The 11,982-nt window shown below is 72.3% G+C and carries 13 protein-coding genes; 5 read left to right on the top strand and 8 right to left on the bottom strand.

Going from position 1 to position 11,982, the window contains the following annotated elements; translation table 11 throughout:
- Window positions 1–137 precede the first annotated feature (137 nt).
- Complete coding sequence (locus ACFW01_RS14875; protein ID WP_234958626.1) at window positions 138–1,007, top strand: helix-turn-helix transcriptional regulator; 870 nt, start codon at window positions 138–140, stop codon at window positions 1,005–1,007.
- Window positions 1,004–1,201, top strand: a complete 198-nt coding sequence (locus tag ACFW01_RS14870) for a DUF397 domain-containing protein (RefSeq protein WP_384503863.1) — start codon at window positions 1,004–1,006, stop codon at window positions 1,199–1,201. The genes ACFW01_RS14875 and ACFW01_RS14870 overlap by 4 nt, the downstream gene beginning before the upstream one ends.
- Before the next feature lie 99 nt (window positions 1,202–1,300).
- Here ACFW01_RS14870 and bagY read toward each other — a convergent pair whose 3' ends face one another.
- From bagY to ACFW01_RS14840, 6 genes are all read right to left on the bottom strand, one after another.
- Entirely contained in the window at window positions 1,301–2,386 is a 1,086-nt protein-coding gene (gene bagY, locus ACFW01_RS14865; RefSeq protein WP_384503861.1) for a LuxR family transcriptional regulator BagY/FevT, read from the bottom strand.
- 172 nt (window positions 2,387–2,558) lie between these two features.
- Window positions 2,559–3,917 carry a bagremycin/ferroverdin transporter BagJ/FevB gene (gene bagJ / locus ACFW01_RS14860; RefSeq protein ID WP_384503859.1) on the bottom strand — a complete coding sequence of 453 codons (1,359 nt, stop codon included), beginning with the start codon at window positions 3,915–3,917 and terminating at the stop codon, window positions 2,559–2,561.
- Between the two features lie 550 nt (window positions 3,918–4,467).
- Entirely contained in the window at window positions 4,468–5,064 is a 597-nt protein-coding gene (locus ACFW01_RS14855; protein ID WP_234958622.1) for a TetR/AcrR family transcriptional regulator, read from the bottom strand.
- A gap of 159 nt (window positions 5,065–5,223) precedes the next feature.
- Window positions 5,224–5,970, bottom strand: a complete 747-nt coding sequence (locus ACFW01_RS14850; protein ID WP_384503857.1) for a maleylpyruvate isomerase family mycothiol-dependent enzyme — start codon at window positions 5,968–5,970, stop codon at window positions 5,224–5,226.
- Window positions 5,971–6,095: 125 nt separating this feature from the next.
- Window positions 6,096–6,998, bottom strand: coding sequence for a TIGR03619 family F420-dependent LLM class oxidoreductase (locus tag ACFW01_RS14845; RefSeq protein WP_234958620.1), 903 nt, complete (start codon window positions 6,996–6,998; stop codon window positions 6,096–6,098).
- A 94-nt stretch (window positions 6,999–7,092) separates the two neighbouring features.
- Window positions 7,093–8,157, bottom strand: a complete 1,065-nt coding sequence (locus ACFW01_RS14840; protein ID WP_384503855.1) for an aldo/keto reductase — start codon at window positions 8,155–8,157, stop codon at window positions 7,093–7,095.
- Between the two features lie 150 nt (window positions 8,158–8,307).
- Here ACFW01_RS14840 and ACFW01_RS14835 point away from each other — a divergent pair, with 150 nt between their 5' ends.
- Together ACFW01_RS14835 and ACFW01_RS14830 are read left to right on the top strand one after the other, a co-directional pair.
- Window positions 8,308–8,907 (top strand): TetR/AcrR family transcriptional regulator, encoded by a 600-nt coding sequence (locus ACFW01_RS14835; protein ID WP_234958619.1) that lies wholly within the window; start codon window positions 8,308–8,310, stop codon window positions 8,905–8,907.
- A 382-nt stretch (window positions 8,908–9,289) separates the two neighbouring features.
- On the top strand, window positions 9,290–10,132 hold the full coding sequence (locus ACFW01_RS14830) for a hypothetical protein (protein WP_234958643.1): 843 nt from the start codon (window positions 9,290–9,292) through the stop codon (window positions 10,130–10,132).
- Between the two features lie 150 nt (window positions 10,133–10,282).
- Here the strand turns inward: ACFW01_RS14830 and ACFW01_RS14825 are convergent, their stop codons facing one another.
- A complete protein-coding gene (locus ACFW01_RS14825) occupies window positions 10,283–10,729 on the bottom strand; it encodes a DUF6299 family protein (RefSeq protein ID WP_384503853.1) in 447 nt (148 codons plus the stop codon).
- 257 nt (window positions 10,730–10,986) lie between these two features.
- Here ACFW01_RS14825 and ACFW01_RS14820 point away from each other — a divergent pair, with 257 nt between their 5' ends.
- Window positions 10,987–11,190, top strand: coding sequence for a DUF5999 family protein (locus tag ACFW01_RS14820; RefSeq protein WP_234958617.1), 204 nt, complete (start codon window positions 10,987–10,989; stop codon window positions 11,188–11,190).
- 39 nt (window positions 11,191–11,229) lie between these two features.
- Here the strand turns inward: ACFW01_RS14820 and ACFW01_RS14815 are convergent, their stop codons facing one another.
- Window positions 11,230–11,913, bottom strand: coding sequence for an alpha/beta fold hydrolase (locus ACFW01_RS14815; RefSeq protein WP_384503851.1), 684 nt, complete (start codon window positions 11,911–11,913; stop codon window positions 11,230–11,232).
- Between the last annotated feature and the right edge of the window lie 69 nt (window positions 11,914–11,982).

Below are 11,982 nucleotides of genomic sequence, written 5' to 3'. Positions count from 1 at the left end.
ACGGTTCCGTCGGTCGCGTAGCGTGACCAGTGGTGACGCACCGACGTGGTCCGTTGTACGCGCGGGGGCGGCACGGGTACGAGACACGGGGCGTGACGAGGCCGCCGGGGCGGCGTTGGGCCAGGGAGGCGGTAGCGATGACCGAGGTTGCGCGCGAGGCGGCCGACGCCGTGGTGGCGGACGAGGCGGGACAGGCGACGGCGGACACGTCCGGCCAGGCCGTGGTCGTCGCGTTCGGGCAGACGATGAAGACGCTGCGGGTACGGGCGGGGCTGGAGCGGGAGGAGTTCGGGCGGCGGATCGGGTACTCGGCGTCCACGGTCGCGTCGTACGAGCAGGGGCGACGGATCCCGTCGCCGAGGACCATCGAGCGGGCCGACGAGGTTCTGGACGCGGGCGGATTGCTGACGGTGTGGAAGGAGCAGGTGGAGCGGGCTCAGTATCCGGTGTTCTTCCAGGGGATGGCGACGCTGGAGAAGGAGGCCATCGAACTGCTCGCGTATGACGCCCTCGTGGTCAAAGGCTTGCTGCAGACCGAGGAGTACATGCGAGCGCTGCTCGCCATGCGGCGCCCGGTCCTGGACCAGGAGACCATCGAGCAGCGCGTGGCCGCCCGGCTGGCCCGGCAAGACATCTTCGACCGCCCGTCTTCACCTCTACTGAGCTTCGTCATGGACGAGTCGGTACTCCGGCACCGGTACGGCGGCAAAGGCGTGCTGCGAGGCCAGTTGGAGCATCTGCTGCTGGTCGGCCAGAAGCGCAACGTCGAAATCCAAGTGATGCCGACCGTCTGTGAGGACAACGCGGGCGTGAACGGGCCGTTCACGGTCGTCACGCGCAAGGACGGCAAGAAGTTCGTGTACGCCGAGGCACAGTCGACCAGCACCCTTCAGACCGACCCGGAGCAGACGGCGCTCGCTGCCGCCCGTTATGGGATCATCCGATCACAGGCTCTCACTCCGCGAGAGTCCCTTGAGTTCATCGAGAGGTTGCTGGGAGAGCTATGAACACCGCTGAGTACTCGGCCGTCGCGTCCGACCTCGCCTGGTTCAAGAGCAGCTACAGCGGAACTGAGGGCGGCGACTGCGTCGAGGTCGCGGCCGGCACCGGAGTCGTACACATCCGTGACTCCAAGGCCGTGACGGGACCCGTCATCCGTGTGTCACGCGAGGCGTGGGAGGGGTTCCTCGGAGAGGCCTGACGGCTTCATCCGCGCGGATGCCGCCACGACCACCCCCGGCCCGGGCCCGCCGCCTGGTCCGCGGCGGTGGGCCCGCGCGTAACCGCGCCGGTCGGTGGCTCAGGAGCCCGTCGGCTCGTAGTACTCGGTGAAGAGCCGGCCCACCAACTCGCCGCGGCTGGAGACGCCGAGCTTCTCGAAGATCGCCTTGATGTGGTCGCGCACGGTGTGCGGCGACAGGTGGAGCTCCTCGGAGATCCCGCTGGTGGACAGGCCGCGTGCCACCTGCCGGGTGACCTCCAGCTCCCGTTCCGACAGCTCGTAGGCCTGCACGACGAGCGGGGTGACGTCGGAGACCGGGGCGCGCTCGATGATCACCGCGGAGACGCCCAGGCGCCCGTCGGACCCGCGCAGGCAGGACGCGTGGCACACCAGCCAGCGGCCCGTGCGGGTGCGCATCCTGATCCGCGCGGTGTCCCCGCCGCCCTCCTCGGCGATCGCCCTGGCCCGCATCGCGGTGCCGTGCACCCACAGGGGTACGCGGAGACCGAGGGCGGTGAGCGAGGCGGGACCCTGCGGCATCTCCTCCAGGTAGCGCCGTGCCTCGTCGTTGACGGAGACGAGGGCACCCTCGGTGTCGAACAGCAGCAGCCCGGTGCCGGTCGGCGCGCCGCCCGAGGGATCGGGGCGTTTCTTGGCGTACGCCCTGATCAGGCGGGCGATCGGCGTGCCCAGCTCCGCTATGAACCTGCGCTCCCCGGTGGAGAACTCGGCCCGCCCTCTCTCCCGGAACAGGCTGACGTACCCGTGGGGCCGGCCGTTCACCCGCAGCACGGCCCGCAACTCGTCGTGCACCCCGCGCGGCGCCAGAAAGCCCCGGTACAGCGCGCTGCGTTCGGGCTCGCCCCCGGTGCTCTCCCACAGACTGGCCACCGGCACCGGAGCCAGCGCGAGGTCCCGGAACAGGTTGATCTTCTCCGTGAACAGCTCGTACTGCCAGTAGACGGCACAGCTGTGATCCTCGATGTTCTCCGCGAGGATCGGCGACGTGATCATGCCGGTCTCGGGGTCGGTGGCCCGCCAGACCGCCGCGTCGTACGGGACCGCCCTGCGCAGTTCCGTCGCGAGCGTGCTGAACAGCGTGTGCGGGCCGTCCGCGCGTCCGGCACGCAGGAGGAGTTCGTCGCGACCGGGCGCAGTGGGCATCTCCGGCACTCCGTTCCGGGCTGGTCCGCGGATGATGAGGTTGGCCTTGCCTGTCCCAATCTGCCATCACAGTACGCCACTTGGCGGCGGCAGACCGGTGACGGTGGCAGGGACCGACCGTCACCACACCTCGTCCGGCAGCCACTGGGCGTACCGCAGCGCACCGTGCGTGTCAGGTCTCCTGCCGCGCACGGGCGGGCGGCAGGGTCAGGGCGATCAGGCCGGCCAGCAGCGGGAGCGTCGCGACAACGGCGAGCGCGCTGGTGAGGTCCATGTGCTCGGAGAGGGTCCCGGCCGCGGCCGAGCCGATCCCGCCGCCGACGAAGAACAGCAGGTTGAGCACGCCCATGGCGCCACCGCGCCGGGCGGGCGCCAGGCGGCTGGAGAGCACCGCGGTGGTGAGCACCTGCGTGGCGGCGAAGGTCGCCATGCCCATGGAGGTGCCGATGAGCATGACGACGATGCCGCCGTCGACGAGGCCGACGATGCCGAGGAACACCGCGCAGCTCACGGCGGTCACGGCGAGCAGCAGGCTGCCGCCCTTGCCGACGGTGAGCTTGCTGGCCACCCGGGCGGCCACGGCGCCGGCGACCGCGCCCGGCAGCAGCCAGGCGCCGATCTTGAACACGCCCCAGCCGTACTGTATGGCGAGGATCTGCGGCACCGCGTACATCGCGGCGAACAGCCCGGCGTAGCCGCCGACGCCGATCATCGCGGAGGTCAGGAAGGTGCGGTCGGTGGCCAGGTCGCGCGGGAGGAAGCCGTCGGGCCGCTTGCCGGTCCGGGCCGGCAGGCCGGCCACCGACACCACGAGGAGCACCGCCAGCCCGAGGACCAACGGAGTGTCGAGGTCGAGGGAGGAGGCCTGGATGAGCAGCAGCAGCGAGGTCGCGCCGGTGCCCAGCAGCACCCCTCCGGTCACGTCGACGGCCTTGCCGTAGCCGGGGCGGGAGGCCGCGAGTTCCAGGCAGAAGGGCACCAGCAGCAGCGAGAGCGCCGGCAGCACCAGGGTCAGCCGCCAGTCCAGCCAGTCCGTCACCATGCCGCCCATGAGGGTGGCGGTGGAGGAGAACAGCGCCATCGACGCGCCGAAGATGGCCAGGATCTTGGTCCGTTGCTCGGGTGCCGCCGCCGAGGCGAGTGTGAGGGCGCTGGAGGTGATGGCGCCGGAGCCCGCCGCCTGCACGAACCGGCCGGCGATCAGGGTGCCGAAGTCCTGGGCGACCAGGCACAGCACCGCGCCCACGGCGAGGAACAGGGCGCCGGTGAGGAGGGAGTTGCGCACCCCCCACTTCTCGGAGAGCCGCCCGAAGAACGCGGTGCCCACGCCGAGTGCGAGGGCGTGCGCCGTCAGCACCCAGCCGGCGACGGCCGGGCGGACCTCCATCTCCATCGCGACGTCGGGCAGCGCCACGCCGGCCGCGGTCACTCCGAAGATCACGGGGCCGAAGAGAGCGCCGAGCCTGAGCCCGGTCAAGCCCGCGCCGGGTGCGGTTCGCGGCGGGGCCTGCACCACGCTGTTGGTGGTCATCGAGAGTCGTCCCTTCCAGGATTCGTGAGGTGTGCCGAGCCGGCGTCTTCGTGTGGTCGAACCGGAGGAGGTCGTCCGGGTCATAGCGGCCCTTGATCGCGCCCAGCCGCGTGTGGTCGGCGGGCGCGTAGCCCCGGGCGGCCGGCAAGCCTGTGCGCGGTTGCCGGTCTGTCCATGCGTCAGCCCTCCCAGGCGGAGCCAGTCGGTTCGCTGATCACACTTCCAGCGCCGGCTCGGAGGGCCCATCCCTCTATTGAGGGGAAGTGGACTGCCCGCCGGTCCTGGCCCCCGGAGGCCACCGGCCTGCTGAAGCAGGCGGAGCACTTCGCCAACGCATGGTCCACCACCGGCCTCCCGGACGACTGAACACGCGATCGCCCGGCACTCGTCGTGCCCGCCTCGTACGGCTGCCGCCGGGGACAAAGAGAGGCGCCCCGCGTGGCCTCCAGGTCGGGGGATCCCCACGCCTTCGCGTACGTGTCGGTGGGTGTGGGCCGGCCGCGGTCGTCACGGCACCCACGCATTCTCACCGGTCCAGACGGACTGGCCTTCAGGAGAGCCCTCTCCGTGGAGACATCGGCCGCCCAGGGTGTCCAGGACGCGGTCGAGCACGTCCCGCAGTCCGGCCCGCACCGGGCGCGGCCGCCTCCGCCGTACCGCCGCCGCCTGCCCAGTCGAGGAGGGCGACGCTCAAACCGGCGACGACGGCGCTCGCCGTGACCCTGGCCTCGGTCCGCGGGGTGCCGCGTTCGCACAGCGCGCCGCCGAGGGCGTCGACGGTGGCCCGGCTGTTCCGTTCGATCGCGCCGTGCAGCCCCTTGGCGCCGGCGATGATCCGGATACGCTCCCGGACCGACTCCACCTGGTCCTCAGGCAGCTGTCGCCAGACCGCGCGGATGCCTTCGGCGGCCGCGCGCATCGGGTGCTCCTGCGGCGGCCGGACACGGACCGCGGCGGCGACCGCCGGGTCGAAGGCATCCTCCAGAAGCAGTGCCTCCTTGGTGGCGAAGTGACGGAAGAGCGTCATCTCGCTGACCCCGGCACGCTCCGCCACGGTCGCGGTCGTGGTGGCGTCGTAACCCTGGGCGGCGAACAGCTCAAGTGCGGCGGTGCGGAGGGCCTCGTGGGTGCGGTCGTACCTGCTCACCTCCGAATGTGAGCAACTAACATTCGGAGCCTCGAGGTCTCCGCCGTGAGCCCTTTCCGCCTTTGGCCCCATGAGATGCGCGAAGCGGGCATGCGTGAGGATTTGAGTCGCGGTAAGGCAGATCGGGGACGACCTCGCCGTACTCGGTGCAGAGGGGCGTCAGGTGATGCCCGAGGTCTCGCGCCATTGCCTCGCGAGTGCGGGATCGCCGGTGACGGTCGCCGCGTCGAGTGGCAGACGGTTCCACAGCAGGAGGTACAGGTTCCGGGCCGGGCCGGTCAGCTCGCAGTCGACGGGGCCCGCTGCGGATCGTTCGGTGTGCGGTGGCGCGTCAGGCAAGAGCTGTACGGTCCACACCGCCTCCGCGTCGGACGGGCGCACGCGCAGGGTGCGGGGGCGCTCGGTGCGCACGCGGCTCTTCGGGCGGGCGTGGAAGCCGGTGAGAAGCTCGTCGATGCCGTCGGCCGCGAAGGCCGTGTCCAGCGGGCAGAGCGCGCCGCCGCGGGCCGATTCGGCGTCTGTCCGGTGCACCGATGTCTCGTGGGCCTGCCGCCGCGCCCAGAACGCCAGCGGCGACGGGGCGCCGGGCAGGAAGGCCCAGCAGTCCAGTTCAGGGGCGGCCGTCCGCAGCGTCCGCACCAGGACGTCGTGCCCGTCCCGGAACCAGGGCAGCAGTTCCGCGCCGGTCGGCGCCTGCGGCAACGGATCCTCCGGCACGGGGCCGGGCAGCTGCTCGGCGACGATGCGACTCGCCCAGCGGTGGATGGTGCTCGTGTGCCGGAGCAGGTCGCCTGTCGTCCAGCCGGGGCAGGTCGGGACGGGCGCGTGCTCACCGCTGTACTCGGCGGCGTCCGCGAGTAGTTCGCCCTCTCGCTGCAGGTGGTCTATGTAGTCGCTAGTGAGCATGCGACGGATTCTGCCCTGCCGGCACCGGAGGCGTCACGCCCGCACCGAGTTGGCCGAGTCGCCGAGCGCCTCGTCGGCGCACTGGCGCACTGCACGGGCGAGGCGGCCCGGCGGCGCCGGCGGGATCAGCCCTTGGCGACGAGTTCGAGGATCTGCCGGGCGTGGTCGACGGACCCGTCGACGGTGTCGACGTCGTACATCGAGTCGACCATGAAGTGCTCGATGCCCGTCCGGTCGTGGATCTCCCTGATGGTGTCCGCGACCTGCCGCGTGCTGGTACCGGCGTCGATGTTCACCCGGAGCACGGTGTCGATCGCGCCGGGGTCGCGGCCCTCCGCGCGGGCCAGTTCGTCCAGCGCCGAGCGCTGGGCCGCGAGCCCGTCGGTGTCGACGTAGCTGGGCACGACCACCAGCGGCAGCCAGCCGTCGCCGCGCCGGGCGACCCGGCGCAGGGCGCGCTCGGACATCGCGCCCAGGTAGAAGGGCGGCCGCGGCCGCCGCGCCGGCTTCAGCGGTGCGTGGTGTTCGGGTACGGAGAGCTGGTCGCCCTCGTACCGCGCGGGGTCGTCGGTCCAGATGGCGTCGAGAGCGTCGAGCAGTTCCTCCATCCGGGCACCGCGGCGGGTGAAGTCCAGGCCGGCCGCCTGGTACTCCTCGGGCGACCAGCCGACGCCGAAGCCGGGAAGCAGGCGCCCGCCGCTGATCAGGTCGATGGTCGTCAGCGATCTGGCCAGCTGGACGGGCGGGTAGAGCGGGGCGACCAGGACGTGGGAGCCGAGCAGTACGCGGCTGGTCGCGGCGGCGGCGACGCCGAGGAGGACGAACGGGTCGGCTGCGGGGTTCAGTTCCTCCGGGATGGTGTCGCCCTGACCGCCGTACCCCACGACGGGGCGGACCGCGGCCAGGTTGCGGTCCCCCACCCAGAGGCTGGCGCCCCCGGCCTCCTCGATCGCGGCGGCGAACGCTCCGGCGCGGGCGACGCCGGATGCCTGGTGGTGGAACTGAGGGAGAGCGAAACCGATCTTCATGGCGTCCTTCGCATCGTGATCCTGATCGGGTGGGCCTACCCCGACGAGGACACCACACACTCAACTTCCGGCGAGGTATGCGTGGTTGACGGCCTCAGGACACCCCGGCCCACCGTGCGGCGGCGCCGCGGCGGCGGCCCGCGTCGGCGAGGACGTCCGCGGCGTACCCGGCGTCGTCCGGATTGAGGTCGGTCCCCGGGGCCACGACGCGGTCGACGCGGTCCAGCAGGTCGGGCTCCAGGACGATGTCCGCCGCGCTCAGCTGGTCGCGCAGGTGCTCGACGGTGCGCGGACCGATGATCGCCGCGGAGACCGCCGGGTGGGTGGTGACGAAGGCCAGCGCGAGCTGGATCAGCGTCAGGCCCGCCTCCGCTGCGACGGCGGCGAGTTCGGTGGCCGCGTCGAGCTTCGCCCGGTTGCCGGGCACATCCAGGTCGTAGTGGGAGAGCGTGGTGCGGAAGGGCATGGTCCGGGTGCGGTGACTGGACGGGCCCACGGCGCCGCGGTGCCAGCGGCCGGACAGCCAGCCCCCGGCCAGCGGGCTCCAGGCGAGCACTCCCATGCCGTACGTCTCGCAGGTGGGGAGCACGTCGGCCTCGATCCCCCGGACCAGCAGGGAGTAGGGCGGCTGTTCGCAGACGAAGCGCTCGCGCTGCCGCCGCTCGGCGGTCCACTGCGCCCGTACGATCGCGGACGGGGTGAAGGTGGAGGATCCCGCGTACCGGATCTTCCCGGCGCGGACGAGGTCGGTGAGCGCGCCCAGGGTCTCGTCCAGGTCGGTGACGGGGTCGGGCCGGTGCACCTGGTAGAGGTCGATGTGGTCGGTGCCCAGACGGCGCAGGCTCGCCTCGCAGGCCCGGACGATCCAGCGGCGCGAGGCACCGCGCTCGTTGCGGCCGGGCCCCATGGGGCTGGACACCTTGGTGGCGAGGACGACCTCGTCACGCCGTCCGGCGATCGCCTTGCCGACGATCCGTTCGGACTCTCCGTCCGAGTACACGTCGGCGGTGTCGATGATGTTGACGCCCGCGTCGAGCGCATGGCGGATGATGCGGGCCGAGTCGTCGTGGTCGGGGTTCCCCCACTTTCCGAGCATCATCGCGCCCAGGCACAGCGAGCTGACCTGGACCCCCGTACTGCCCAGCGTGCGGTAGCGCATGATCGCGGCCGTCCTCTCGTGGTCACGGTGGCGTGGCACGGCAGGCGGGTGCCTGCTACCTTTCCACCAAGCGGAGCCAACTCCGCTTACGTGACGAGAAGGTAAGCGGAGCCGACTCCGGTTGGCAAGCCGGGGAAGTGGAGGCCGGGAGTGGCAGGCCGAGAGGGAGAGGGCGCGCACGGGCGGGCGGACCGGCCGGTCCGGGCCGACGCGCGGGCCAACGAGGACCGGCTGCTCGCCGCGGCGGCCCTGGCCTTCGCGCGCGACGGCGCCGCCGCGACCCTGAAGCAGATCGCCAAGGACGCGGGCGTCGGCATCGGCACGCTGTACCGGCGCTTCCCGACCCGCGAACAGCTCGTCGACGCCACCTACCGCTACGAGACGGCACGGCTCTCCGCACGCGCCGCGGACCTCCTCGGCGAACTGCCCGCCGACCGTGCCCTACGGGCGTGGATGTCCGAAGTACTGGACTACCTCGCCACCAAGCACGGCATGGCCGACACGCTGGCGACCCTCCTGCGTGACGACGAGCGGCTGAGTTCGCTGACCCGCGAGCAACTCACGGGCGCGGTGGAGGAGTTCCGCCTCGCCGGGGTCGCGCAGGGGGTGATCCGCGCGGACGTGACCTCGACCGACATCCTCATGGCCCTGGCCGGCGTCACCCTCGTGGCCGGCGACGCCCCACAGCGCGCGCGGGCCGAACGGCTGCTCGACCTGCTCCTGGACGGCCTCACCCGCAGCGACCGCTGACACCCGCGCGAGACCGAGCCGGTGTGAATTCGGGATTGGGTAAGTATCGCAGAAATCGTTCACTCGACTGCCGCGCATCCGACGGAGTAGGCAGACGTTACTTCGGATATGACCGAGGAACACGGGGAATTGACGGCGCTCGGCCCGTACACCTACAGGCCCGGCAAAGATCACTGTCCGTCACCGAGTGACGGAACCCTGACCAGAGGCGGGCACCCCGTTCCCCTCCGGGTGACCGAACCGGTCCTGCAACGCTTCCTGGACGTCATGACGGAACTGGAGACCGGCCTCGCCGAGCGCTGGGCCAGGGCGCAGTCCTCCCTGACCTGCCCCCGGGCGGAGTGACCGGCGCGCCGTGCACGAGGAACACACCTACCCGCACATGCCGTACGGCGAGGGCTCGTTCCGCCCCGCGGGCACCGGGCGGCACCGGGCACCCCAGGAAGCCTTCGGGGAAACCCTCGTCCCGCCCGACCCCGGCTGGGACCCGGCCGAGGAACTCGCGTTCCTGCTCCAGGACGCGGTGGAGCAGCAGCCCGCCGTCCCGTACGGGATGGACACCTCGGCGATCCCTCCGGTGCCGGGCACACCGCTGAGCAATCTGCAGGAAATCACCGCGGAACTGCCCCCGTTGAGAGACGCGCCCACCAGTCACCGCCGCGTCCGCCGCCCGAAGGTGAGCCGGCTGCGTGCCGCGAGCCTTTTCGTGGCGGCGCTGGCCGCGGTCATCGCGGCCTCCGTCAGCCTGTTCGGCGGCATGGTGGCCTACGAGCCGCTGCGGCTGGCCGCCGTCACGCGTACGCGCGGCAGCGTCGTGTCCTGGTGGCCGCTGCTGGTCTACGGGCCCTGGCTGGTGGCGTCGCTGGCGGTCTTGCGGTCGGCCCTGCACCAGCGTCGCGCCGTCCACTCCTGGGCCGTCGTCCTGCTGTTCTCGGCCATCGCGATGCTGCTGTGCATCGCGGAGGCGCCGCGTACGGTCAGCGACGGGGCCGCCGCGGCACTGCCGGGGCTCGCCTCGCTGGTCTGCTTCCAGCAGATCGTCCGGCAGATCACGCTCACCCGGCCGCCCCGGCGGGCGGTGCCGCGCCACCGGCAGCGTGCGGCGGCCGCGCCGGGGGACGAGGCGGCGGACACGGCCGGCCAGGACCCGGTGTCCCTCCCGCAGCAGCGGCAGAGCACCCCGCGCACACCTCGGCCGGGCACCGGCCCCAAGAAGCGAACATAACTCTGTGTTACTGATCGCGGGGACTGAAACAGCGCTACTGGCGCGACAACAGCACTTCCGAAAGGCGCCCAATTCCTTCCCGCCGTCTCCCGGAGAGCGAATGGGTAATTCCTTCTCCGGGAAGTGGTGGAGGAATTGGGCGCCGTCCGCTCAGCCCGCCACCAGCTTCACGTCCTGGTCCTGCAGCGCGTGGAAGCTGGGCAGCGGCAGGCCGCTCGTGGTCCGCAGCTCCATCAGCGTCGCCTCGACGTGGGCCGCGCCCGGCTTGAGCGCGTCGGCGGAGGGCGTGCCCGTGTTGGCCCAGCGGTGCTCCTTGCCGTCGCAGACCGCGCGGGTGCCGCCGATGCCGTGGCGGACGGACGAGTCGTCGCCCTGACGCACGACGGAGCTGACGAAGACCGCACCGTCGGCGGCGGTGCAGCGGTAGGTGCCGGTGAGGGTGACGGTGCCGTCGGCGGCGAGGCGGCCGGTCCGGTCGACGGTCACGGACTCCGTGACGGTCGGGGTGTCGGTGGGGGCCGCCGTCGCGGCGGGGGCGGCCGGCAGGAACAGGGCGGCGCCGGCGGCCGCGGCGAGGACCGCGGAGCGTACGGGCATGGGGGATCTCCCAATCGGTCGGAATGCGGCATGGGGTGTTCGGGTGTTCCACTGGTACCGGGCGGACGGGCCGGTGCCGGTGACCGTCACCCCTTCGGTGGCGAGTCCGCGGCGCCGCCGTCCGTGAACCGTCGCCGGGTTGTCCGGGTGTTGTCACGCTTGCCGCCCGGGTCTTGGCGATGAGCTTTCGGCGGGCGCACGGTCTGTTCATGCGACGGTCCCGACGACGGGACGGTCTCCCGACGTGGAGGTGCGCCATGTGTACCCACCGGTCTTCCTGCCCCGGGGCCGACTCCCCCGCGACCGTCGTCGCGCACGTCGTCGCCGCCCACCCGGAGCAGGGGTGGAACCTGCTGTGCGACGGCACGATCGTCTTCGACGACACCGGTGAGCTGCGGCCCGACGGCCGGGTGGTCGCGCCGCGCCGGATGCCCGCCGGGCGCCTGGCGATGGCGGCCTGAGCCGGACCGTCCGCCGGGTGCCGCTCAGCGTTCCTCGGCTCAGCGCTTCTCGGCGATGAACTCCCGCAGCAGGGAGGCGAGCAGCTCCGGCTGGTCCTCGGGGATCAGCGTCCGGGCGTCCTCGACCTCCACCAGCCGCCCCTGCGGGAGGAGTTCGGTCAGACGCCGGCCGTGGGCGCGGGGCATCATCAGGTCCTCGGTCGCCCAGACGACGAGCGCGGGCCGGTCGAACCTCCGCAGCCCCTGGGCGGCCTCCAGCAGTTCGTCACCGCGGACGTGGGTGTTGTAGTGCCGGAAGTCGCGGCGGACCGCCGGATCGGTGCGCAGGGGGCGCAGCCACCCGTCGACGACCGCGTCCGGCACGGGCCGCTTGGTGAGGGCGCCGATACCGACGGGGAGGCGGCGCAGCGGCTTCAGGCCCAGGGTGCGGACCAGCAGGGGCACGCCGCCGGGCAGGCGGCAGGCGACGCCGATCAGCTTTCCCGGCAGCCCCGGCGGGTAGTTGTCGAACGCCTCGCACGCGACGAGCACCAGCCGCGCCAGCCGCTCCGGGTGCCGGGCCGCCACCGTCTGGGCGCGTCCGCAGTCGTTCTCGACCAGGGTCACGTCGGTCAGGTCGAGACGGCCGAGGAACTCCGCGATCAGTTCGTTGACGAGGTCCGGCGTGGGCGGCCGGGTCAGCGGCCGCCGGTGGGAGCCGTAGGGCAGGGTCGGCGCGATCACCCGGTGGTCGGCGCGCAGGTCGGCGAGGACCCGGCGCCAGACGGTGGCGATGGGGGCACCGCCCGCGCG

Source organism: Streptomyces sp. NPDC058985, from assembly GCF_042740985.1.
Classification (GTDB): Bacteria; Actinomycetota; Actinomycetes; order Streptomycetales; family Streptomycetaceae; genus Streptomyces.
This window is presented reverse-complemented; position numbering and strand designations above follow the sequence as displayed.